Annotated in this window: 26 protein-coding genes; 5 read left to right on the top strand and 21 right to left on the bottom strand. The window is 39.4% G+C overall.

Annotated features, from left to right (window positions below):
- From A5886_RS13025 to A5886_RS13100, 16 genes are all read right to left on the bottom strand, one after another.
- Nucleotides 1-1192, bottom strand: a 1192-nt coding sequence (locus tag A5886_RS13025) for a BspA family leucine-rich repeat surface protein (RefSeq protein ID WP_143353812.1), incomplete at its 3' end; no start/stop codon positions are given.
- A gap of 269 nt (nucleotides 1193-1461) precedes the next feature.
- Complete coding sequence (locus A5886_RS13030) at nucleotides 1462-2070, bottom strand: hypothetical protein (protein ID WP_086275527.1); 609 nt, start codon at nucleotides 2068-2070, stop codon at nucleotides 1462-1464.
- Entirely contained in the window at nucleotides 2067-3455 is a 1389-nt protein-coding gene (locus A5886_RS13035) for a HAMP domain-containing sensor histidine kinase (RefSeq protein ID WP_086275528.1), read from the bottom strand. The genes A5886_RS13030 and A5886_RS13035 overlap by 4 nt, the downstream gene beginning before the upstream one ends.
- Before the next feature lies 1 nt (nucleotide 3456).
- Entirely contained in the window at nucleotides 3457-4110 is a 654-nt protein-coding gene (locus tag A5886_RS13040) for a response regulator transcription factor (protein ID WP_086275529.1), read from the bottom strand.
- The gene (locus tag A5886_RS13045; protein ID WP_256926225.1) at nucleotides 4082-4795 is read right to left on the bottom strand and encodes a DUF1361 domain-containing protein; all 714 of its coding nucleotides are present in this window, start codon (nucleotides 4793-4795) and stop codon (nucleotides 4082-4084) included. Before A5886_RS13045 ends, A5886_RS13040 begins: the two co-directional genes overlap by 29 nt.
- A gap of 6 nt (nucleotides 4796-4801) precedes the next feature.
- The gene (locus A5886_RS13050) at nucleotides 4802-5638 is read right to left on the bottom strand and encodes a polysaccharide deacetylase family protein (RefSeq protein WP_179190041.1); all 837 of its coding nucleotides are present in this window, start codon (nucleotides 5636-5638) and stop codon (nucleotides 4802-4804) included.
- A gap of 209 nt (nucleotides 5639-5847) precedes the next feature.
- Nucleotides 5848-7239, bottom strand: a complete 1392-nt coding sequence (locus tag A5886_RS13055) for an oxaloacetate decarboxylase subunit alpha (RefSeq protein ID WP_086275531.1) — start codon at nucleotides 7237-7239, stop codon at nucleotides 5848-5850.
- Between the two features lie 4 nt (nucleotides 7240-7243).
- Nucleotides 7244-7783 (bottom strand): citrate lyase holo-[acyl-carrier protein] synthase, encoded by a 540-nt coding sequence (gene citX / locus A5886_RS13060; protein WP_179190042.1) that lies wholly within the window; start codon nucleotides 7781-7783, stop codon nucleotides 7244-7246.
- Complete coding sequence (citF, locus tag A5886_RS13065; protein WP_086276064.1) at nucleotides 7776-9308, bottom strand: citrate lyase subunit alpha; 1533 nt, start codon at nucleotides 9306-9308, stop codon at nucleotides 7776-7778. The genes citX and citF overlap by 8 nt, the downstream gene beginning before the upstream one ends.
- Before the next feature lie 2 nt (nucleotides 9309-9310).
- On the bottom strand, nucleotides 9311-10198 hold the full coding sequence (citE, locus tag A5886_RS13070; RefSeq protein WP_086275533.1) for a citrate (pro-3S)-lyase subunit beta: 888 nt from the start codon (nucleotides 10196-10198) through the stop codon (nucleotides 9311-9313).
- A complete protein-coding gene (gene citD / locus A5886_RS13075; RefSeq protein ID WP_086275534.1) occupies nucleotides 10186-10494 on the bottom strand; it encodes a citrate lyase acyl carrier protein in 309 nt (102 codons plus the stop codon). Before citD ends, citE begins: the two co-directional genes overlap by 13 nt.
- 12 nt (nucleotides 10495-10506) lie before the next feature.
- Nucleotides 10507-11502, bottom strand: coding sequence for a [citrate (pro-3S)-lyase] ligase (citC, locus tag A5886_RS13080; RefSeq protein WP_086275535.1), 996 nt, complete (start codon nucleotides 11500-11502; stop codon nucleotides 10507-10509).
- Between the two features lie 12 nt (nucleotides 11503-11514).
- Nucleotides 11515-11640 carry an OadG-related small transporter subunit gene (locus A5886_RS16105; protein ID WP_086275536.1) on the bottom strand — a complete coding sequence of 42 codons (126 nt, stop codon included), beginning with the start codon at nucleotides 11638-11640 and terminating at the stop codon, nucleotides 11515-11517.
- A 23-nt stretch (nucleotides 11641-11663) separates the two neighbouring features.
- Nucleotides 11664-12779, bottom strand: coding sequence for a sodium ion-translocating decarboxylase subunit beta (locus A5886_RS13090; protein ID WP_086276065.1), 1116 nt, complete (start codon nucleotides 12777-12779; stop codon nucleotides 11664-11666).
- Nucleotides 12780-12803: 24 nt separating this feature from the next.
- Nucleotides 12804-13196, bottom strand: a complete 393-nt coding sequence (locus tag A5886_RS13095) for an acetyl-CoA carboxylase biotin carboxyl carrier protein subunit (protein WP_086275537.1) — start codon at nucleotides 13194-13196, stop codon at nucleotides 12804-12806.
- A gap of 14 nt (nucleotides 13197-13210) precedes the next feature.
- Nucleotides 13211-13555: a hypothetical protein gene (locus tag A5886_RS13100; protein ID WP_086275538.1), complete on the bottom strand. Its 345-nt coding sequence runs from the start codon at nucleotides 13553-13555 to the stop codon at nucleotides 13211-13213.
- Between the two features lie 429 nt (nucleotides 13556-13984).
- On the opposite strand from A5886_RS13100, the gene A5886_RS13105 reads away from it, so the two are divergent.
- From A5886_RS13105 to citG, 3 genes are all read left to right on the top strand, one after another.
- A complete protein-coding gene (locus A5886_RS13105) occupies nucleotides 13985-15331 on the top strand; it encodes a CitMHS family transporter (RefSeq protein WP_086275539.1) in 1347 nt (448 codons plus the stop codon).
- A gap of 124 nt (nucleotides 15332-15455) precedes the next feature.
- Nucleotides 15456-16151 (top strand): GntR family transcriptional regulator, encoded by a 696-nt coding sequence (locus A5886_RS13110; protein WP_086275540.1) that lies wholly within the window; start codon nucleotides 15456-15458, stop codon nucleotides 16149-16151.
- Nucleotides 16144-17007 carry a triphosphoribosyl-dephospho-CoA synthase CitG gene (gene citG, locus A5886_RS13115; protein ID WP_373404592.1) on the top strand — a complete coding sequence of 288 codons (864 nt, stop codon included), beginning with the start codon at nucleotides 16144-16146 and terminating at the stop codon, nucleotides 17005-17007. The genes A5886_RS13110 and citG overlap by 8 nt, the downstream gene beginning before the upstream one ends.
- Here citG and A5886_RS13120 read toward each other — a convergent pair.
- Nucleotides 16993-17700: a response regulator transcription factor gene (locus tag A5886_RS13120; protein WP_086275542.1), complete on the bottom strand. Its 708-nt coding sequence runs from the start codon at nucleotides 17698-17700 to the stop codon at nucleotides 16993-16995. The two genes, citG and A5886_RS13120, sit on opposite strands and share 15 nt — an antisense overlap.
- Nucleotides 17701-17753: 53 nt before the next feature.
- On the opposite strand from A5886_RS13120, the gene A5886_RS13125 reads away from it, so the two are divergent.
- Both A5886_RS13125 and A5886_RS13130 read left to right on the top strand, forming a co-directional pair.
- Nucleotides 17754-19541 (top strand): sensor histidine kinase, encoded by a 1788-nt coding sequence (locus A5886_RS13125; RefSeq protein ID WP_086275543.1) that lies wholly within the window; start codon nucleotides 17754-17756, stop codon nucleotides 19539-19541.
- Nucleotides 19542-19669: 128 nt separating this feature from the next.
- Nucleotides 19670-20746, top strand: coding sequence for an AbrB family transcriptional regulator (locus A5886_RS13130; protein WP_306297901.1), 1077 nt, complete (start codon nucleotides 19670-19672; stop codon nucleotides 20744-20746).
- A 193-nt stretch (nucleotides 20747-20939) separates the two neighbouring features.
- On the opposite strand, the gene A5886_RS13135 is transcribed toward A5886_RS13130, so the two are convergent.
- The 4 genes from A5886_RS13135 to rho all read right to left on the bottom strand — a co-directional run bounded on the left by A5886_RS13135 (nucleotide 20940) and on the right by rho (nucleotide 24741).
- Complete coding sequence (locus tag A5886_RS13135) at nucleotides 20940-21839, bottom strand: nucleotidyl transferase AbiEii/AbiGii toxin family protein (protein ID WP_179190043.1); 900 nt, start codon at nucleotides 21837-21839, stop codon at nucleotides 20940-20942.
- 17 nt (nucleotides 21840-21856) lie between these two features.
- Entirely contained in the window at nucleotides 21857-22723 is an 867-nt protein-coding gene (locus A5886_RS13140; RefSeq protein ID WP_086275545.1) for a type IV toxin-antitoxin system AbiEi family antitoxin domain-containing protein, read from the bottom strand.
- Between the two features lie 358 nt (nucleotides 22724-23081).
- Nucleotides 23082-23345 carry a type B 50S ribosomal protein L31 gene (locus A5886_RS13145; protein ID WP_005228304.1) on the bottom strand — a complete coding sequence of 88 codons (264 nt, stop codon included), beginning with the start codon at nucleotides 23343-23345 and terminating at the stop codon, nucleotides 23082-23084.
- A gap of 100 nt (nucleotides 23346-23445) precedes the next feature.
- Nucleotides 23446-24741 (bottom strand): transcription termination factor Rho, encoded by a 1296-nt coding sequence (gene rho / locus A5886_RS13150; protein ID WP_086275546.1) that lies wholly within the window; start codon nucleotides 24739-24741, stop codon nucleotides 23446-23448.

Raw genomic sequence — 24741 nt, forward strand, 5'->3', positions numbered from 1 at the left:
TGACCATCGTCGTCACTTTTGAGGTATCGAAATTGCTTATATCTAAATCAGCTAATCCCGTAGCTCCGGAAAACATGTTGGCCATTGTCGTCACACTTGAGGTATCAAAGCTACTTAAGTCTAAACTAGTTAATCCTGTGGCGCCAGAAAACATGCTGGCCATCGTCCACACATTCGATGTATCAAAATGGCTTAAATCCAAATCAGTTAATCTTACAGTACCAGAAAACATACTGGTCATAATCTCCACACTTGAGGTATCGAAATTGCTTATATCTAAATTAATTAGCGAACGGCAATTATTAAAAAGACTATTCATTGATGTTACACTAGAAGTATCAAAACTACCAACATTTAAAGATATCAATGAATGACAACCGATGAACATCCTATCCATAGATGTCACACGGGAGGTATCAAAACTACTTAAATCTAGACTGGTCATCGATCGACTATTATTGAACATATGATCCAAATTCCTCACACGAGAAGTATCCCAATTGCTCAAATCAAGGGAAGTTAGCGCCCAGCATCCATAAAATAAAGCGTACATACTCGTGACTTGTGAAGTATCCCAACTACTTACATCTAACTCATTCAATGCATAGGCATCATAAAACATGCTGCTCATACTCGTCACTCGCGACATATCCAAATTCCCACTATTCACGATTTCTTCCAGATTTTGCATGTGTCTAAAATAGCTACTTGAATCCGCTGGCAACCGAATCGTGACATGGACCACGAGTTTCCGTACATTAGCTTCGCCAACAATTACCCATGGACGCGTATTAAGTGTGCTAGCTGAGAAAACGCCTGATTGCCCTTCTCCTAAATGAATCGTTCCGGTGCTATCATCATATCTCCATTCTACTTCCCCCCATACCCCCGACTGATCTCCTTCCCGACCAACCGCCTCTGTTTGATAAGCCGCCGCAGAAGAAGCCTCATCTTGCCACTCATCTTCTGTCCATTCGTCTTCGATCGGCAAACGTTCTTCCATTTCTTCAGACAAGTCATGAAGAACCGGGACTGGGTTGGCCCATTCCCTAGGTGCCCGAATAGCATCCACTGCCTCCGATGCTTCGGTCATTTGGACTAGATCCACCTTGGGCGCCGCGGCCACTGACAAAGGCGACAGTCCTATATTCAAAACAATGGTGCTTGCCATCAGTATACGATGCTTTTTCATTTGATCCCTCTTTCACAAGTTCATTTGCCATTCCCCTTCCTAGCAATAAGCAGAAAACTGGCTATGCCAAGGGGGTTGACGTTTATCTATTTAAGTATACAAGGGAGAGAGAAAAAGCAACATTCGAATTTTGCGTCAATCAGGGAAATAATTGTTGCAATACGCAAAAGATATCGGCCCACATGTTGATTCCACAAACAAAAAAAGCGCACAGTCAGCATGCTGCACGCTCTCGTCACACGGATGATGGTTTGATCATCGACCTTGCCTCACATCCCGCTAGGAAAATTCAAAATAATTCGGTACGCATCAATCAAGGCATCCATCATTTGGTTGTCTGAAAAGTAGACCGTATAATGCGTGTCTTTCTCTTCTATCGCTGTGATTTCAATGGCCAAATAATGAAAGTAATTGGCCAAAATCGTTTCTGGATCGATGTCCGTAAACGGCTGCTGCGGAAAATAAGTGAACTGAACGATCCTATTCGACGATTCCTCGATCAAGGCTTCCCCATATCCCTCGATCGTGACATAGTGCATAGACCAGTACAATGTATTTGAAATAATCGCAAGATCTTGGCTCAAAGTCGCCAAATAATCAGTTGACAACGCCATGCCCTCTAGCAAACGTTCAATCTCCTGCACATGCTCTTCGTTGTTCAATCGATTGATTTGCGCGTCCTTTTCTTCCAAATCGATGTTTCTGGCATCTTCCAACAGTTCTTCAAGTGAACGGCTATTGGTAGGCAATTCTAGCATTTCTTCAACTACTAGCGGTTTAGAGAACGTGTCGGTAAACAAAAGGCGAGGCAAAAAAAGCAAGACACCATTCAATAACACTGCTGCAAGAATCAAACTGATTTTGATAAACTTCTTCATACGTTCACCTCGTTTAGCGCAAAATCAATGGTCATAGACGTACCTGCACCCTTCTTACTGATGATCGTGACTTCCCCATCGTGCAGCGAAACAATATTTTGAACAAGTGAGAGACCGATGCCTAAGTGACCTTCGTTTCTTGTCAAATCACTGGTGAAAAAGGCATCTGTGACTTTCTCAATTTGATCAGCTGGAATGCCTCGACCATTGTCCTTGAAGGTGATAAAATAACGATCATTGTCAATGCGACCTGTAATCGACAGTTCTTTGGGTGTTGCCATGGCTTCTACTGCGTTGGCCACGATATTCGCTGCCACCACCTTGAACAAATTGAGATCCATATAGACTGTTGCTTGCTGCAGATCAAGATCCAATGCGATTGCTTGATCCAAGCCGCCAATAAACGCTGCAAGGTAGGTTTCCAACTGACTAGCGGCTATTGCCGTACACTGCAATTCATGTTTTTGCGAATGAAGCAATCGCAAGATATCTTCCGACATTTGTTTCAACCGGAAACTTTCTGACAAAATATAATCTACACATTCAGTGGATGAATCGGATAGCTCCTCCCATTGCAGCATTTGCGCATAGCCGATGATTGATGTCAACGGTGTGGCGATCTCATGGGTCAGACTAGAAACAAACAACTCTTGTTTTTCTTTTTCTTTGCGGATTTGACGCAAATCCTGATTCATTTTTTTGGCCATTTGATTCAAACTTATAGCCAGATCGTCTACTTCATCCCCCCGCCGTTTGACCTTGAATGGTTTCGTCGTTTGTCCATTGGCGATATTGGTCGCTTGTTCAATCAACTGGCGAATCGGTTTGGTAATGAGATTGGTTAGAAATAACGAAATAGGGATCAAGATGAGCTGTAAGACCAATAACAGGATGCGAAAAAAATCCGTGCCTTGCTTTAACGTCTCGGGATAGCGCACCAATTGTTGGGTCGAGATAAAAATATAAGGAGAGCCACCGATCTGCGACTGCAGCAAGAGGCTCTTCTGTTCATTGAGTTCGATAATCTCACTGACTTGAATGGTATTTTTGACTAAGTCCTCTTGATTCAGATGTGTGGCCAATCCCGAATACAGCGGATCGCTGTGATACAGCTGCTGGCCTTCTTGATCAATGATTTCGAATGGATTGTTGGCTGTATGTTGGACCGTATTCCCCAATTGCTGCCATTGTTCCGTTGTCGGCTCATTATCTTCGATCATTGCAGCAAAAAGCAACGCCGCACTTTTGTGTGCTGCTAATGCTTGATCGCGTTCTTGATCCAATGCGTTTTGAGCAATCAATCGCAGACTGATGGTACTCATGCCCAAATAGATACTCAAGAAGAAAAACAATAACCAACAAAAGGCCTTGATCCCATACTTCATTTTATTCCTCCAATATATAGCCTACTCCATAGATTGTACGCAGCATATCCGTCAACTGCAGTTTCTTGCGGATCCGCTGGATATGCAAATCAAGGGTTCTGCTATCTGATTCACAAGTATCTTCCCATACCCGTTGATAAATGGTTTCTCGTGCCAAGACGATGCCACGATTTTGGACCAAATAGACAAATAATTGATATTCTCTAGGCGTCAATGTGACCAACTGATTCTGAATGAATACCCGTCTCGTGTTGTCTTCAATATGAATATTATGCCATTTGATTTTCTTGCGGATCTGTTTGTTGGTCCGACGCAAGACTGTTTCGATTCTAGCAAACAGTTCTTCCAGTTCAAAAGGTTTGGTGATATAATCCTCCGCCCCCAAGTTCAAGCCCCGCACTTTGTCACTCAATGTATGCTTAGCAGTCAAAAATATGACCGGAATATCATATTCTACAAAGTAACCTATCAGTTCTTCTCCACTGATTAAGGGCAGCATGATGTCTAATAAAATCAAATCTACTTGATGCTGTTCGATATAATTCGCTGCGCTTTCGCCGTCAAAAATCGGAATTGGCTGATAGCCTTTTTTTTGCAAACTTTTGACAAGCAGATTATTGATAGCTTTATTGTCTTCTACGATCAAGATATTCATTTGTCTCCTCGCTTTCTTTGTCGTTACGAATCAGTTGCGTAATCAGCCGAAAAGCAAGCATCAACGCACATGAGAAAAGATACAACAGCATAATGATAGCCGCCGATTGCCGGTCCAGATCATTAAAGGCTGCGGTAATCTTTGCCATCGTCTGTCTATGTTGAAACAATAAATCAACACTGTTCAATCGAATGAATCGCCCAAAATACAAGCCCATTGCATTGACAAAAAGCAGACAAGCCACCATCAATGTCGGATAGACGCCAACAAAGAGTTTCTCAACCAATAACCGTGCCATTTTATCAATACTCCAACAGCCCAGCAGCGTCGATGGAATCACAGCCAGCAAAATCAGGCAAAGTTTCAGCCAATTCATCAGATCTTTGCTAACGAGCATCGTTTGTGCATCGTATGGATTCATTAAAGAAATATGAAAAAGATCGGTCATTAAATAAAACGTATTCGGTAGAAAGACAAGCCATATACAGAAAGCACCACCTATAATGTACTTGCTTTTGCTATGCATTGCAAGAAAGCTTAAATCTATTGGTATATAGGCTAAAATAGTGTTTGTAAAGAAAAGAAAGTAGACACTTTTTTGATAAAACACTAGATAAAGGATTGCCAATAAAGCAAAATAATATAACCGAATCCCATTGCACGTTTTGTCCGATACATACATCATGATCCCTCAGTTTCCTACCGGGCGAAAATCATCTCTGCCATAATAAGTGTCATTCTTCACAGGGGTGTCTAACAATGTATCCAGTGTAACAAATGTGTATCCTGATTCTTTTAATTGCTTGATCAACTCTGGTACTGCATCAACGGTGGTTTGGTGAATATCGTGAAGCAAAACAATGGCCCCTTCTGTCGCCGATGCTGTCACCCGCTCAATGATCAGACTGGTATTTTTTGACTGCCAATCTTCAGAATCTACCGACCACTGAATGATCGGACGATTGACTGCATCGGCGACTGTTTGATTGACTGAACCATAAGGCGGCCGAAAGTATTTTGGTCTTTTCCCTGTGATGTTTTCAATGGCTTGATCCGTTTTGGTGATTTCATTGACCATCTCTTCTTGACTTAAGGTGGTAAGGTCTCGATGATTATACGAATGATTGCCGATTTCGTGGCCCGCTTTCGCAATCGCTTTGACGATATTCGGATACATTTCGACATTCTGACCAATCAAAAAGAAAGTGGCGGGCACATCTTCTTTAGCCAACATCTCCAGTAAACGCAGTGTATTGTTTGGATCAGGTCCATCATCAAAGGTAAAGGCAATCATCTTTTGATTGTCTGGGATCGCCTCTTCCTCAGTTTCTTGGGTGGCTGTCTCTGATTCTGCAGTTGCTTCGGTCGTTTCTGTGGGTTCACATACAGCCGAGCTTTCATCTGGCCGATACATATCTGATGAACCTATTGTTGAAATACCGGTCACCATACTTTTTTTTACACTTGCACAACTACTGAGGATAGAAAGTGCAACAAAGCTCAATAGAAGCAAACCAATTTTTTTCATTCTTTTCCACTCCTTATCCACATTTTTTTCATGCTGCATCACTCCTCATAATGACTATAGACAAGGAATGTATCTGAAATGTATCTATTGTTGCGGAGCTGTGGGTAGACAAAAAAAGAACCAAGAACAGATAAATAATCCTGCTCTTAGCTCATTAAAATCGTCATATTCAAAAAATAATTATCTGATAAACATATTTGTTATACCATTTAATCAAGTGCGATAGAAACTTCGACTTCTTGGATAGGAATATCGTAAAATCTATCTTCTCTTCTGCCTAAGTAATCCTTTGCTTGTTGCGGAAAAAGTGCATACATTAAGGTATCTTCTGTAGATTTTGCATATTGCGCAATCTCTTTACTGATTGCTGGTAACTGCGGTGCAATCAAATCAGCAGGACGAACGGTGATTACATCGGTATCACCAACGATCAGCGTTTTGATGTCTTCACTGATAGGTGCCGGTGATTGGCCATATAAGCCTTTCACATAATCTTTGATTTCACTAGGTACCAATTTGTATCGTTCTCCAGAGATAACATTCATCAGGGCTTGTGTTCCTACCATCTGAGATAATGGTGTAACCAATGGTGGATAACCTAAGTCCGCTCTTACTTTTGGCACCTCAGCTAGTACTTCTTCATACTTGTCTTGTAAACCTTGTTCAGTCAATTGGCTCAAAAGATTAGAAAGCATACCACCAGGCACCTGATAAATCAATGTTTTTGGTTCAATATCTTTCACTTTAGGATTCAGTAATCCTTCATTGCGGAAGCGATCACGGATTGGATTAAAATACTCAGCAATTTCTGAAACCCGCGCCATGTCTAAACCGGTATCAAATCCACTGCCATCTAATGCAATGGCAACAGACTCTGTAGCAGGTTGACTAGTCCCACCTGCAAATGACGATATAGCTGTATCAATGATATCCGCCCCGGCTTCTGCAACTTTCAAATAGGTCATTTCCGAAATACCACTTGTGGCATGTGTATGAACCTCTAGTGGCAAGTCGATCGTATCTTTGATGCGACTAACTAATTCATAACCCACATGCGGCGTTAACACCCCTGCCATATCCTTGATACAAATCGAATCAGCTCCAGCATCGGCCATTGTTTTTGCGAGATCAACAAAATAATCAACTGTATGAATTTGACTTGTCGTATAGGAAATCGCTGTCTGACAATGACCTCCAGCTTGTTTTGTTGCACGAATCGCTGTTTCAAGATTACGCACATCATTTAAGGCATCAAATACGCGAACGATATCAATGCCATTCTCAACTGATTTTTGTACAAATTCACTTACAACATCATCTGCATAGTTTTTGTAACCCAAAAGGTTTTGACCTCTAAGTAACATCTGTAATTTTGTTTGTTTCACTTCTTTTCGAATCGCCCGTAATCTTTCCCAAGGATCTTCATCTAAATATCGAAGACAGGCGTCAAATGTTGCACCGCCCCACATTTCTAAGGCATGATACCCCGCTTTATCCATAGTTTTTAAAATAGGCAGCATATCGCTTGTTGGCATTCTTGTTGCGATCAAACTTTGTTGTCCATCGCGTAAGACTGTTTCTGTGAATCGAATGTTCTTCATCCATTCATTCCTCCTCGATGATTTTTTGTATCTCTCGATACATCTCATCCATACTATGCTTTCGGGAACGTCCGCATTCTTTCGCTGGTTGACCACAAACAAAGCACGTTCTTGTTGCTAATCCTAGTTCAGTTCGACTTACCGGTACGACTTGGTTTGAATCCTCATCTAGATATAAGACATCCAAATCCAGTAAGCGACCATAAGGATGACTACTTTCAATCTGAACCATGCGTTTTTTTAATACATATTTATCGATAGGGAGAACAAGAAAATATTCAGGACCTGTAGGTGGATTTCGATACAGATTGGCAATCGGAACTGTATCTTTCGCGACTTCCTCTATCTCTATGATGAGCGTTTCAAACACGTTCTTGAGCATATCTGAGCTCTTGATGGGTCCAGGAATATTCATTGTTGCGACGATTAGAGAAGCTTTTGGATCTGCCAGCAACAACTCCAATTGAGTAGCCGCTCTGTTTTCCCTCGCATCAAGCATATCGGCTAAAGTGATCACTGGTCCGTTAAAAAGTGCTTCATACATTTTTGACCACATCAATAATTGATCCGTCGCGGTATTCGATCAGCGCAACAGTCTTATCTCCATATTTGATTGGTTCTGGTTCGCCAACAATACTGTAAGCTTTTTCTTTTAATTCATCAATTGTATATTGCGGAATGTCCAGCTTTTTGAAGGAGTCGATCAAATCTTGTCGCGCAGGGTTGATTGCAATCCCAACTTCAGTCACGATGACATCAATACTAGAACCAGGTGTGACGATTGTATTGACAGTATCGACAACTGTCGGAATTCTGCCTCTTACAAGAGGTGCAATCACTAAGCTCATTCTACAAGCCATACTGGTGTCGGAATGCCCACCTGATGCCCCGCGGATCACACCATCTGATCCAGTGATCACATTGACATTAAAATCAGTATCCACTTCCAAAGCAGACAAAATTGCCGTATCTAACTGGTTGATGAAGGACCCTTTACTTAGAGGCGATGCATACATGTTTGCATCAATTTCGTAATGATTGGCATTTTTTCCTAATGAAATCGCTGATAAATGATCAAAGTCTTGGACATCGATCAATTTTTCTACTAATCCTTCTTCCAGTAATTCCACCATTGCATTGGTGATTCCCCCCAAAGCAAAACTGGCCTTGATATCATCTTTGATCATTGCTTCGCGTAAGAAGCGTGACACAGCCAATGCCGCACCTCCGGTACCCGTTTGGAAAGAGAATCCTTGTTTATAATAAGGAGAGTTGGTGATAACCTTCGCTGCATATTCGGCAATCAATAATTCTTTAGGATTTTTTGTGAAACGTGTTGCACCTTTCGCAATACCTGCAGGATCGCCGATTGCATCCACTTGAACGACATAATCGACATCTGTTTGCGGAATACTGATTGGTGTGTTTGGAAACGGTACGAGCGTATCTGTGATGATTACGACTTGATCAGCGTATTTCGCATCGATCATAGCATATCCCAAGGAGCCACAAGTTGCTTTACCATTTGTTCCATTGGCATTCCCATAGGCATCTGCGCTTGGCGCCCCTAGAAAAGCCACATCGATGTGAATGTCCCCTGCAGCGATTGCTCTAGCTCTTCCGCCATGAGAACGGATGACAACCGGATTTTCCATGATTCCCTCTGAAATCGCAGCCCCAACCTTATCCCTTAACCCACTAGAGGTAATATTGGTTACAACACCAGATTTGATATGATCAATCAATGGCTCATGCACGTTTGCGATCGAACTAGGCGCAATCGATAGATTTTTAATACCCATTTCGGCGATTTCAGCCAAAACTAAGTTCATGATAAAGTCGCCTTCACGAAAATGATGGTGAAATGAAATCGTCATGCCGTCTTTTAGCCCGGTTTTTTCAATTGCTTCCCGGATGCTGCCTAACAATTTAGATTGTCCAGGTAATACCGGATTGATTGTACGACTTGCTTCATGATATGTTTTAACATTGACAGTTTCATTCTCGAAGACACCGTATTGATCGGCATACGTTTGAGGAATCTCTTTGCCTACTTTATTTAAAACCATGATCATATTTCCTCCTCTGTAATCAATTTCGCTGCTTTTGCGAGTGCAATCACGCGCTGTGCACGCTCTACGATCGGTTTGTCCACCATTTTTCCATTCAAAGAAATCACACCTGAACCTTTGCTTTCGGCTTCGTTGATTGCCCAAATGACTTCTTTGGCATGTTGGATTTCTTTTTCAGAAGGTGCGTAGATTGCATTTACCAAAGGAATTTGGCGTGGATTGATGACAGACTTGCCATCAAAACCAAGTTGTTTGATCCGGGTCGTTTCAGCAATAAATCCTTCAGTATTATTGACATCTGAATAAACCGTGTCGATTGCGGCAATGCCTGCTGCTCGGGCTGCATGTAAAATATAACTGCGGGCAAACAGTAATTCTTGTCCATCTGGGTAACGATTTGTTTTCATATTTGTTACATAGTCTTCAGCACCTAAGGCGATGCCGATCAATCGGTCTGACGCAACAGCGATTTCCCTTGCATTCAAGACGCCGATGGCTGACTCGATGGCAGCCATCATTTTGGTTGTTCCTACGGGGATCTCATGTTGTTTCTCAACTCGTGCGATCACTTCTTCTACATCAATGATATCTTGTGCTGTTTCTGTTTTTGGCAAACGAATGACATCCACTCCTGCTAAAACCATCGCCTCGATATCAAGATGTCCTATAGTATCTAACCCATTGATTCTGACAACCGTTTCGACGTTGGAGTAATCAAAAGTTTTCAACGCGAAATGAACCAGCGCTCTGGCAGAATCTTTTTCATTCAACGAAACTGCATCTTCTAAATCAAACATCACAGAATCGGAACCAAATAATGGTGCATCTCTTAGCATCGCTGCATTTGCACCTGGTACAAACATCATTGTTCTTCTTAATCGTTCCATGAGTCGATCTCCTTCCAAGCATATCGCTCTTGTTCTGCTGCACGATGGACTGCAGTTAATGTTCTCGCTTTAATAGTACAATCAAGGGCACCTTTATCTGTTGCTGTTACTTGTACGCCGTTGACCTTCAACTGAGCCAATGTATCAAGAATGACTTTGCGTATTTGATTGCCGTATTGTTTTTCAACACTGCTATCTAACGATAGTTTGATTTCTTGCTCTGTAATTGGTTCAATCGCAATCAGGATATCGCTTGATTCAACTGATCCTGCAACTGCACTTTTTTTGATTTCCACTTCTCTTCACCTCTAAATATAGTTATATTTTTTCAAAAATGAATAGGTTGATTCAGGCAAAAACTTAGTTAATACGTCTTGATCTTTATCCTTTAGTGCTTGTCTGACTTTCGTCGCCGATACAGGAGACTCGTCCACCAGCAAACGCGGAATGATTCTTAACTGGATTTCCGGTTCAAATATGGTGGCCATTGATTCGTTGTATAATTGGGTAACTTGAGAATAAGGTTCCTCACCAACATAACGGGTAGTGATCGATAGCACCGGCGCAATTTTTTCTTTAAATAACTTCGCATCAAAAGTCGCTTGTGTTTTGGCAATTGCCAATGGGGCATGCTCTTTTAAAAAGTAGCTTGGAAAAACAGCAGAAGAAATCAAATAGTTATTGGTAGGCAAAACGATCACATTTGATAAATGCGCAACCCCTTGTTGAACCATGGCCATCCTCTCTTGAAAGGAAAATTCGGATCTTTCTTCTGAAACCACAAATAGATAGACTTGCTCACTTTGGTTAGCAGCAGCTTCAACTAAGTGTAAATGACCTTTGGTAAAAGGATTCGCATTCATCACGATCCCACTAGCTTCTTTATCAGTCGCTTTTTGGCGTAACAAATCAATATAACTGGCAAAAGAAGGAGTCCCTTGTTCCATAAATACAATATCTTTACAGGCATTTACTTCATGGAAACCCAATGACGCAAAAATCAGACGATTCTTTGGCGCAGTATAAACAAAGTAGTTGGTATACCCTTCATCTTTGATGCGCATCGTTAAATGAACGACCATTCGTGTCAACAGTTGTTCAGATTGTTTCTCTTTACAGACCACTACATATTTCATAATGTTGTGATAACAAGATGCCGTGGCGATCAAGCGCTCCTGTTCAAACAAGCCAATCGTGTACGTTACTTCTTCTCCAATAGCAAGTCCGGCAGCTATCACTAATTTTTCCCATTGCGCGTAACCTTTCGGGTCTTTATTTAGCCAAATTCGTTTTAATGTATACATAAGATGCCTTCTTTATTTCTTGACTGGGAATGCTTTCGATAACAATAATGAGGCTAAGTAGATAATCAAAATAACGACGAAAACGCCACCCCATCCAAATAGTAATAATTCAAAAGACGTTAGTAAATCCTGACTCATTGTTTTTTCCCCTTTCTATATGTCTATGCAATCAGTGCTAATAGCAACCCACCAGCAATTACTGAAGCAATTTGCCCAGAAACGTTCGCACCAGCAGCATGCATTAGAATGAAATTTTGCGGGTCTTCATCCGTCGCCATTTTTTGGATTACACGGCTAGACATTGGAAATGCTGAAATTCCTGCAGCACCGATCATTGGATTGATTTTTTCTTTGCGGAACAAATTCAGTAATTTTGCAAATAAAACCCCACCGATCGAATCCATGATAAATGCAACAAGTCCAAGGCCGATAACCATCAACGTATCGATTTGCAAGAACTCTTCATATTGCATTTTTACCGAAATCGACAATCCTAGCAGAATACTGATAATATTTACTAATTCATTTTGAGCTGTGATCGATAAACGATCCAACACACCACATTCTCGAAGCAGATTACCAAACATTAAGAAACCAACTAACGGCAGTGAAACTGGCGCAATCAGACCTGCAACAATCGAAATAACGATCGGGAATAAGATTTTCGCTGTTTGAGAAACTTCTCCTGCACGATAAGTCATACGAATTTTACGTTCATGTTTTGTTGTCACGGCTTTGATTGCTACCGGTTGAATGATTGGCACCAACGCCATGTAAGAATACGCAGCAACCATGATTGCACCCATATATTTTGAGTTCAGGGTATTGGCAACGAAAATCGATGTTGGTCCATCTGCGGCACCAATAATACCGATTGAAGCAGCATCATTCAAGTCAAATCCTAAAAGAACTGCAACGATAATCGTAAAGAAAATACCAAATTGTGCTGCCGCACCAAATAATAGTAAAAATGGATTTTGTAATAACGGGCCAAAGTCTATCATTGCACCGATCCCGATGAATAAAAGCAACGGAAATAACTCTGTAGAGATCCCCATATCAAATAGCACTTGGAAAGGACCAGCTTCACCGCCGGCACTCAATACACCAGAGTTGGGAAAGTTGACTAATAACGTACCTAATCCCATTGGAACGAGTAATGTTGGTTCATACTCTTTTTTGATTCCTAAATACATTAAAATACCACCAATGACCATCATTACGATACGTCCTGGTTCAGATCCTAACCCCATAACACCTTCAATTAATGTTTCCACTAACATCACTTCCTCTTCAATAAATTAACCGATTGTAATTAATGCATCCCCTGGATTTACGATATCCCCTGGATTGACTTGAATGGCAACGACCACCCCAGATTTGCTTGCTACGATTTCATTTTCCATTTTCATTGCTTCTAAAATCATGAGGGGCTGATTTTCTTCAATACTATCTCCTACATTGACCAATACCTTCAATATCGTACCAGGCATTGGTGAATGGATGGCTTCACCATCTGTTGGCACAGGCGCCGCTGGTGTTACTGGTGTTGCTGCAACAGGTGCTTCTGGCTCAGCAACAGCTGTGACTGGTGCACTTGCTTGAGGAACGACTGGTTGTTGCGGTGCACCTATCTCTTCCATCTCTACTAAATATTCCTTACCGTCAATTGCAATCTTAAATTTACGTAACATCTATTTTCCCTCGCTTATTTATATTTTTTTGAGACTTTTTTTATGGTCAACTGTGAATAATCCGCATTTCCTGCCCCAATACAAGAAGAAATAAGTGCCACCAATTTTACTTCGGGGTTTCTTTCTTCGATTTTTTTTATCCTAAATTGGCTTTTCTGATAATACTCTGCCGCCAAAGCAGTGGCAATCAAACTGACTGTTTGATAATCTTCAGGTGCCGCAGGAATGTAAGCTGGTAATTCTTCCCACTTTTCACTGGACGTAGAATCGCTTATCCTTGAAACCGTTATCTTATCATCTTTGTTAGATAACGAATCTTTTTTATGTGCTTTTTTGAACAATCTTTCAATAATGTTCATTTGCTTCTCCTTTCTCCTATGATGCCTTCAACTCCATTATAAAAACTTTGTAGAAATCAGCTAGTATTATTCAGGAAAAGAATTGTTTTTTTGTTGTTCATTTTTTTGCCTAAACAAGGAAAACCTTTACAAAACGCTTCAAATCAACGTTTTTCATGCATTAATATTTCATTAAGAAGTTTTTAAGTTCTTAATAAGATTTGCGCAGAGAAATTGTTTTTTTCTTGTTCTTTTTGAAATCTTCTCTTTTTTTTAATATTTAGAATGTTTATTCTTATTCTTGTAAAGCAATCAATAACGTTTTTTAGAGAAAAAAAAGTGATGATATCCTTCTTATGTGATTTATATCACTTAAAATCCTACAGGCCTGTAGTTAGAAGAAACGTTTTCGTTACCGCTTACAACGAGATATAGGAGAGGAAGAAGATAATGTTACTTACCGTCTTATCATACGCTATGATTATCGTATTTATGTTCGTAATCATGAAAAAGAAAATGTCACCTTTTACATCTTTGGTGATCATCCCGTTGCTGTTCACGCTTGTTGCTATCGTTGCTGGTGTTTCAGAAGAAGGAAATATTGGGGAATTTGTCCTTGAAGGAATCTCAACAACTGCAAATACAGGCATCATGTTACTTTTTGCTATTTTGTATTTCTCCATTATGTTAGATGCCGGTTTGTTTGATCCGATTACGAAAAAAATGATTTATTTCGCTAAAGGCGATCCAATGAAAGTCTTGATGGCTACTGCTGTTGTAGCTGCTGCTGTTTCATTAAATGGTGACGGCACGACGACTACCTTGATTTGTTGTTCAGCTTTTATCCCTATTTATAAGAAACTAAATATGAAAATGATGAATCTAGGTGTATTGATCATTCTCCAAAATACAATCATGAATTTGTTACCTTGGGGCGGACCTACCGCTAGAGCAATGGCTGTCTTAGAAGTAGATGCCGATATTTTATCTTACTTATTGCCGGGTATGGTTCTTTCTTTACTATACGTTGTCTTCTTTGTTGCGAGACGTATGGGTAAACAAGAGCGCAGCCGTTTGGGTATTACTGAACTTACTGACGCTGAAATCATTGAAATGACCACGGTTACAGATCCAGAAACACTTGCGATCCGCAGACCAAAAAATTTCCTGTTCAATGGCATTTTAACGATTGTATTGATTGGCTGGTTAGTGGCAAGTTCATTCATCTCTTCAATTGCATTACCACCAATCTTATTATTCCTAGTTGGTACTTGTATTGCTTTGATGGTCAACTATCCGATCCTAAAAGATCAATCTGCTAGAATCGGTGCAAATGGTGGAGATGCAGTTCAAGTCGTAATCCTCGTCTTCGCTGCCGGTGTGTTTATGGGTCTTTTCCAAGGATCTGGTATGGCAACTGCATTAGCAAATAGTTTCACCCAAATCATCCCACGCCAACTTGCTGGTTTTTGGGGATTAGTCATTGCTTTGATTTCTGCACCAGGAACATTCTTTATTTCGAATGATGGTTTCTACTTTGGTGTTTTACCAGTGCTAGCAGAAGCAGGCCGTTCATATGGATTCACAAATATGCAAATGGCACTTGCTTCATTAATGGGCCAAGCTTTCCATCTGTTAAGCCCACTCGTTGCCTTTATTTACCTGTTATTGCGCTTAACTGGCCTAGATATGGGTCAATGGCAAAAAGAAGCAGCCAAATATGCACTTGGTATTTTCGTTATTTTCATTGTAACGATTATTCTATTAGGCCATATGCCGCTTTACATTGCACAATAATTTCATACACTAACTATCGAGCTGGGATATTTTCCTTGCTCGATCGTTTCAATTTTACGAGAAAGAAAACAGACTGAATCATAGGATGATAGTGATCATAGGTCTACTAAGATTGGAGAGTACAATGAGTTCAATTATTACTGCAGTAACCAAGAATCTTGATCTTACCGAAAATAAACCACTGAAATCGTTGATTTATGAAGCATTTAAGAAAACGATTATTTTAGGTGATATTACAGCAGGTTCTCGCATCAATGAAAAAGAGTTTTCCGATACCCTTAATATCAGTCGCACACCGATCCGATACGCGATGCAACAGTTGACAGCCGAAAAATTGGTGGAACATGTACCAAAAATAGGGATTGTCGTCAAAGGAATCAGTATCAAAGATGCTTATGAAATCTACGATATCCGAAAATCATTAGATACTTTAGCTACGATCAAAGCCATGGATCTAATGACTGAAAGTGATTTTGAAGCATTACATGCTTTACTAGAACGGGGCGAACAGTTCAATCGTGAAGACAAAGTCGACGAGTTGCTAGAAAATTTTTCTGATTTCAACGCATTCATTTACGAAAAAAGTCAAATGCTGCGCTTAAAAAATATCGTACTCGATCTGCAAGCGTATCTTGTCTATTTTAGAGACATCGCTATCCGATCATCTAAACGTCGAGAAACTGCTCTAAATGAACACTGGTTGATTTATCGCGGGATGCAAACAAAAGACATCCAACAGATCACGATGATTACCCATGAACATTTGGATCACTCATTGAAATTCATTCTAAATGAAATGGAGCGACGTAAAATTGACTAAATCACTGATTGACCAAGCAAGAGATTATGCGATAAACGCTTTGCACTATGAAGTCGTTCTTTTACCTAAACCTGGGTTAGTTGATCCACAATCGAATGGTGCCCATACAGATATGAACGTGTATACCTTTATTAACAGTATTACCAGTCTTTCACCTTTCTTTACCCAATATATCCAAACCGGATTTTATCATCAGCAATCATTCGATACATTATTTGAACCATTAAGAAAGATCGGAAAGCAGGCCGAAGATGCGATGTTGACTGCCACAAAAGGAATCAATACCCATAAAGGCGCAAATTTTTCTTTTGCGATTTTATTAGGGGCAACAGGTTTGTTCTATCAGGAAAACTGCCCTTCCACTTGGACAGCGGCAAACAGCGATGATGTATTGTCCATCGCTGCAAAGATATGCCGCCATTTAATAGAACATGATTTAGAACAATTGGATAAAGAAGAAGACCTATCATATGGCGAAAAGAATTATCTCACCTATGGTCTAACAGGGATTCGCGGAGAAGCAGTGGCCGGTTATCCTACTTTGAGTAAATTGCTGGACTATGTAAGACAATTACCAGATGAAGGCGAAGTGAAATTGTTGCGCAGCCTTGTATACTTGATGAGTGAAACAGAAGATAGCAATTTGGTCCATCGCGGCGGCTATGAAGCGATGAAAAACGTTCAAAAGGACATGAAAAAAATACATGAAGCAAACTTGTCAAAAACAGCTTTGCTTCATGCATTAACGGAATATGATCAAATCATGATTAAACATCATCTAAGTCCCGGCGGATCTGCGGATTTGTTGTCCTTGGCTATTTACTTTTTGCAATTAGAAGGCCTATCCTTCTGGTAAAAAGGTATAACCGATTCCCCAAACAGTTTTTAAATAGCGCGCCTGTTTCGGATCATCTTCTATTTTACTGCGCAGATGATTGATAAACACCATCACTGTATTTGCATCAAATTCACCATCGTTCCAGACGCTGCTATAAATTTGTTCTTTTGAAAACACCTGATCTGGAAACTCCATAAAGAATCGAATCAGTTGGATCTCTTTTGACGAAAACTTGATTTGCTGGTCATTTTTAAAGAACTGATAGCGTTTTTGATCAAATCTAAAAATCCCATTACAGATATCCGTATCAGGTTGATCGATGCTGTTCTCTCGATAGACTTTGATTCTATCCAGAATCGAAACAATTTGCGCTTTTAAAATAGCTGGAGAAAATGGTTTCGTGATAAAACTATCTGCACCAAGTTCGTAGCCATTGATGATATCTTTTTCTTCTTTTTTTCCACTTAAAAAAACAATAGGAACAGTTGGTTCTTCTTCCCGAATCAATTGTGCTAAATGATAACCGTCGTTTTCATGCTCTAAACTAATATCTAACAAAAATAAATCAAATGTCACCCGTGATTTAATCGCGATCGTTTTATCAACAGAATCAGTCTGGTAAATCAAAATTCCTGTTGATTGTAATGACTTCCATATCAATCGTCTGATTGCCGGATCGTCATCAACAATTAAAATTTTTTCATTTCGCAAAACAAACTCCTCCTATTTCATTATAATTATAGTCAACAAGGAAGGGATTTACAATGAAACCACCATCAAAATTCTGGCTTTACGCCATTGTATGTTTCACATTTTGCCTTACCATTGCTGGCGTTATCTTCACCTATACGAGTTACCATAAAGCGCAGGATCAAGCCATTACCATGGGAAAAAAACAATTGCGCATGATTAATCAATCTGCGATCAAGTTGATTAGTCATAGTATTGAGGCTTATCAATCCGCATTATCAATGTATGTCGATGATTATATAGAAGATACAAATTCTTTGACTTTAAAACCAGCTGTTCTCCTACCTAGTTTAACAAATAATAAAAGTGCAGCAGTCGGACTGTATTTGATCGATCAAGAACAACATATTCTGTCACAGGTATTTTTCCAAGATGATACCCAATCAGAACAAACTGCTTTGACCAAAAAAATCATTGATGATATTGCTTCCAATAATGTCTTTGCAGATCAAGATATTCAAAACGGTTCTGTGTTTTTTGCAGGCCAAGAATCTTATTTGAACTTATACAGTACTTTTATATTTGATGACACTCCCTTGACTTTGGCCATGCCAATTCAACTGCAAACCTTATACCGAGAAGATTTCGCAAATGATTCTGGTTTATCTGGTTACACAATGGTCAAAGACCAAGCAATGGAGATCGTGATGCATCCATCAGATGAACAGATTGGCTTATCGATCGTGGATGATCGATATGATAAATTTCCAAACCTTGATTTTACAGATCTGCGACGATTAGAAAATGATCAGCGACAACATGAAAAAGGAACTGCCATGTACTACTCTTACTGGTGGAATCAAGATGTTCCGCAAAAAGTATTAAAATTGTCCGCCTACGAGTGGTTCTCCGTTGGCAATACCCGCCTTATTGTTGCCAGCAATTCTGATTATTACGAGCGAAACGGACTTTTGCTACAAGATAGCTTGATCTTGATTGGACTATTGGTATTCCTGCTGATCATTATTGTTCTACTCACCTTCTTTATTAGAAACTATATCAAAAGGAATCGTATTTTTATTGAATATAAAGAATTACAATCGAGACAACAACTGTTGAAAGAAAAACACGAGATTGAAAAGGCGATGATACAAGAATCAAAACTTGAAACGATTGGTGTACTGACAACAACAATCGTTCACGACATGAACAACTTTCTCACGCCTATGATTGGCCATCTACAGTTACTGATTGATGAACATAAAGACGACCCTGCTCTTGTCGACGACTTGCATGAAGTGTATCATGCAGCAGAAAAAGGCAAAGAGCTTTCTACAAATGTGTTACGCTTTTCTAAAATAGATTCGCACCAAAAAACAAAAACGTCCATTACTGAGACGCTTCAAGAAGCTGTCACAACCATTCGACGTCTGTTGCCGAAAAGGATCTCCATTGACCTAGACCTAAGAGAAGTCGGCTATGGTCTATTCGATGCGGTTGACTTGCAAGTGATTATTTATAATTTATTGATGAATGTCTATCAAGCGAATGCAAACTGCGTAATCAGACTCAGTCATTATACTTATTTGGTCAATTTTCAGTTTTCTGATATTCCCCATTCGATGAAAAATAAAAGAATTGCTTTGATAGAAATCGCCGATAATGGACCAGGGATTCCAGAAGCAATGCAAAAAAAGATTTTCACTCGATTTTTCACAACGAAATCAGCATCCGGCGGTACTGGTTTGGGCCTATTCACAGTCGCATCAATCGTTAAAAAGAATGATTGGCTCATTGAGCTTAGAAGCGATAGCAAAGGCACCACTTTTTACCTAGGCATCCCAATCGATTCGGACGAATAGCCGCTGTACTCAGCCCTTACTTTGATTATACCTAACTATGTATGAGAGAAAGTCAAAAGAACAGAAAAAGAACAATGATCATTACCAAGTTTTTGCTATATGTACAAAAATAAAAAAGGAGGCCCTTTGTGATCATCAATATTGCTTTTACCCTTTTTATCGCCTTTATCGGCGGATCACTATTTAAAAAAATGAAAATACCTGCGGCATACATGACTGGTGGCATGATCGCCGTAGCCGCACTGTCGATTTTAACCAATCAAATGACCATGCCCCGTTCGATGAAGTTTTTTGCCCAAGTCATTAGCGGCGCCTATATCGGTCAGCAAAGCTCGAGAAACACTTTTCTGCAATTAAAAAATCTAGTGTTACCCATTGTTTTATTGATGTCCCTCTTTACCATTAACTGCTTTGCCCTAGGTGCTGTTTTTGTTCATTTTTTTGATATGGACTGGACAACTGCGTTGTTGTCTTGCTTACCAGGTGGGATTATGGATATCTCCTTGATCAGTATTGATATGGGCGCAAATGCAGAAATTGTCGCTACCATGCAGTTGGCCCGCCTCGTGGGGATGCTGATTATTTTGCCGCAATGGTCAAAATTGATTTTGAACACTGTATCTAAGATCACATCGCACAAAAAAGGAGCCCATATCCACAGATCAGAAATCACTTCTTCTACAAAAACTATTCTCCCTACACAGCAAGTTCAAAGTGATTTAGCCATTTTGATCATTGCCTTTATCGGCGGTTATATCGGTTTGATCCTTGGTATTCCGGTGGGGGCTTTGGTCTTGGCATTGATTTTTTCCTTTGTCTATAAGCTGAGAGTCAATCCAGCTTCCCTTTCACCATACATTCGGTATGGTGCACAAGTTTTAGCAGCTTCTATTATCGGCAGCAATTTTACGATGCATAGCCTGATTCAGATGAAGGCTCTTGTTTTGCCAATCATTATACTATTTGTCGGTTTTTTACTGATCAACATTATTTTTACATTGGTCATCAGTCGATTGGGCTTGTTGGACGTACAATCCGCTATATTTGCTTCCTCTCCTGCAGGCGCCACAGATATATCTTTAATTGCAGCTGATTTAGGCGGCGACCTGACGTCAATCGCCAGTATCCAAATCACCCGGACCTTGTTTGCGATCGTCGTACTGCCTCAGTTGATCAATCTGTTCGTTCAGTTTGTTGTGGGTTGATTGAAGAACTTAAATCACTGCTCAATTATTACCCTTCTAATTGTTTTTGATGTGTGAATTTATCACCATTATGAAATTTCATTAGTAGGGTATCTTAGTGTAACGTTCAAAAGTCATGGAATGAACAAAAAAGCGACTTCCCTCGAAAGGAAAGTCGCTAAACATTGATATATCAATGTTATTGGCAAATTGACTAAAAAAAATCTACATCATTTTTGACTCTATATACGCTTTGTAATGCCTCTAGATAATCTTTGAATTGACTAACAATATTCTTCAATTTCAGATGTTTTGCATATCCTCTATCTTTAATATAATTCTTCCAAAAAATTTCATTCATTTCTTCACTTGATATTATTTCATCAACAGTAAAGAACCAATCCTCAAATAATTCTTCGTCAATAGTCAGTTCTTTATGGCGAACCATCCATGTGTTCAGAAAAGCCTCATAAAATTTAGTGATATTTGGTTTATTTTGAGAATTTAAAATCAAATGTATATCATAAAAATCTTTCATCCTAGAATTTTTTGTTCCTAGGTTCAGTATTATTTCTGTTTTTTCAGCAAGAATCGTCTCAATCGGATATGCATATAATGTGATGACTTTATGATCGTCTTTATTCTCATTGAAAAGTAGCGGTATATCTATCATTTCTGCTTGAGGAGTGATCGCATCACCTACACCCAAATCCAAGTCAAAATGAACAATTGATTTTTCTTCTAAGAATGTCATTTTAAATTTAGCTCGGAAACCATCATACACGCGTTCTTGTTGTGAATCAAATAGATTAATTAATTCAAATTGTACGCCATCATCCAACTCAATACTAATAACTGTTTCAAGTATTTTAGTAATATTCTTTCTATCTACAGATATTCCTTTTATCAGTGTATCTAAATCTTTTGTCGTTCTTTGCTCTACTTTATATATTGTTCCCAGTAAAAAGCCCCCCTTGATGATAAAATTGGCTTTATACTCACTTTCTTGCAACCTTGATAAAAATCTTTCAGTCGCGTATCTTATCCTATATTCTTCAAAACTAATTTCTGGGTTCTTAGATTTTATTAGATCTTTCAGTCTATTTGGCTTCACAATTCAACATGCCCTTCTTAAAATAATTGTAACTCCCACAAGTACTTGTCCAACACTTCTAATACACCTTGCTGATGTGCTATTCTTCTTAATCGATTGCTACCCTGAGGATATAAATCATGATATTTTTTCAGTGCTTCATACTTCACTTCTTCTTCTGTATTAGCGTTTGGTGTGAATATGTCTGCTATAGTTCTTTCTGCAGAGGTCATTCGAATAGGATTGTTATGCCTTGTTTTTGTAGTAACAATTTGAGTGCCTCCTATTGGGGCATTTCTTGTTAAGAATATAGGATCATTTTCATAATAATTAAGAACAAGAGATTTAGTATGATTGTATAATTCACCATAAATATCAATATATCTATTGGAAATTTTTTCTAATTGAGAAAATTTATAATCCTTTGGCATACTCATAATGGTTCTTCGCGGAATGACATCAGTCAAATCGAGCATATATAAGGCCGACTCATGTGAAATAACCGCTCTAGAATAGTGGGATTGAAACAAGAATGGTGCATCTATGCTTTTGTGAGGGAAAATATACGCTCCACTTGAAACTTCTTGCAAGTTATACTTATCAATAAATTTATCTAAATAATAATTACTAATACCTGACTTATTCATCAATTTTTTCACTATGTTTCCACTATACTTTGCAGCTTGTACAAGAAATAGAAATTCCTTTGATTTTATATCTGGCAACCTAGAATCTAGTAAATAGTCCTTTAGTGTATTTGTATAAAAAGGTTCCTTCAAAAAATGAATAACCTGTGTTAATTGTTCTAAATCAAGAATATCGACCATTTCATTAATCATATTCTTTTTATCTTCTATACTTTTACCACTTTCACTCTCTAAAAAATCATCTAATTCAGAATACATTTTCTAACCCCCTTACAGTAATTATTTTACCATTTAACTGCTTATTAAAAAACAAAAACCGGTTATTAATTAAAATAAAAATAAATTCACCGGTTTTATTTCATCTTTTAACTACCTATAAACAGAAAACGATCAGTTAAATATATAAATGAAAACTGGATAAACACTGAGTGTCATTGCATTACAAATTGTGGACAGGTATACCCATTTATGTAGAAATCACTATAAAAATACCGCATTACCGCTCCTAGCTTTCTTCATACGCATTGTATGAAAAAGTTCAAAAATATAGTCAAATACAAAAAAGCGACTTCCCTCGAAAGGAAAGTCGCTAAACATTGATAGATCAATATTTTTATTATTCCGCAGCGTTTGCGTCTTTGAGACCGTATTTTTTGTTGAAACGGTCCACACGTCCGTCTGCTTGTGTGAATTTTTGACGTCCAGTGTAGAATGGATGTGAATCAGAAGTTACTTCGACACGGATCAATGGATACGTGTTGCCGTCTTCCCACTCAACTGTTTCTTGAGAATTCTTTGTAGAACCTGATAAGAATTTGAAACCAGTAGTTGAGTCCATGAATACAACTGGATGATAATCTGGATGGATATCTTGTTTCATTTCTTCTTCTCTCCTTTGCCCTGGTTCATTTGCTTCACCAGAGTTGATTTTGTCGAATTTACAACATGACTATCTTACCATGTTTGATTTGCAGATGCAATTATCTTTTTATATTTCTTTTTGGTCGTTTATCACCAAAGTTGACATCATGAAACGCGGCAATAAATTCTTGATTGTTCTTGGTTTTACGCAAGAATTGAACGAATTGCTCCGTGAATTCCAATGAGTCTCCGGTCATATTGTTGCGCAGACGCCATGTTTCTTCTAATTGTTCAGCGCTCATCAATAGTTCTTCTTTACGGGTACCCGATTTTCTGATATCAATGGCAGGGAAAATACGACGTTCCGCTAGACTGCGGGATAGCTGTAATTCCATATTGCCTGTACCTTTGAACTCTTCATAGATGACATCGTCCATTCGGCTGCCTGTATCGACTAATGCGGTGGCCAAGATCGTCAAACTGCCGCCTTCTTCAATATTGCGGGCTGCCCCAAAGAATTTCTTTGGTTTGTATAAAGCAGCCGGATCGATCCCGCCACTCAGCGTACGACCACTTGGGGGTACGACTAAGTTGTAGGCTCTTGCCAGACGCGTGATACTGTCCATCAAAATCACAACATCCCGTTTGTCCTCCACTAAACGCATCGCCCGTTCCAACACAAGTTCTGCAACCCTTGTATGGTTGCTTGGCTGCAAATCAAACGTTGAGGACACAACATCCCCTTTGACACTGCGTTCAAGATCGGTCACTTCTTCTGGACGTTCATCGATCAACAAGACAATCAATTCAACATCTGGATAATTGTCAGTGATTCCGTTAGCGATTTCCTTCAAAATACTGGTCTTACCGGCTTTAGGCGGTGCCACGATCAAACCCCGTTGACCAAACCCAACTGGTGAAAACATATCGATCATTCGTGTCGACAAACGACCTGCTGTGGTTTCTAATTTCAGATGACGATTCGGGTACAGTGGCGTCAATGCAGGGAAATGTGGCCGTTCTTTGGCTTCTTCAGGATCTTTGCCATTGACAGATTCTACATGCATCAAGCCATAATACCGCTCCGACTCTTTCGGTGGCCGAGCTTTACCAGCGACCTTATCTCCGTTCCGCAAACTAAAGCGGCGAATCTGAGAAGAAGAAATATAAATATCCTCTGCGCTCGGTCCATAGTTGATGGGCCGCAAAAAGCCATAGCCTTCTTGACCGACAATGTCCAAGACACCTTCCATATAGAAGAAGCCTTGCTTTTCAGCTTGCGCACGAATGACTGCCAATGACAATTCTTTTTTGTTCATTTGACTGTAATATGGGATTCGGAATTGTTTGGCAAAAGTGTAGATTTCTTTTAAGGTTTTGTTTTCCAACTCTGCCATTGTTAAGTAATCGCTCAT

The organism is Candidatus Enterococcus testudinis (genome assembly GCF_002140915.1).
In the GTDB taxonomy this organism is placed as follows: domain Bacteria; phylum Bacillota; class Bacilli; order Lactobacillales; family Enterococcaceae; genus Enterococcus_D; species Enterococcus_D testudinis.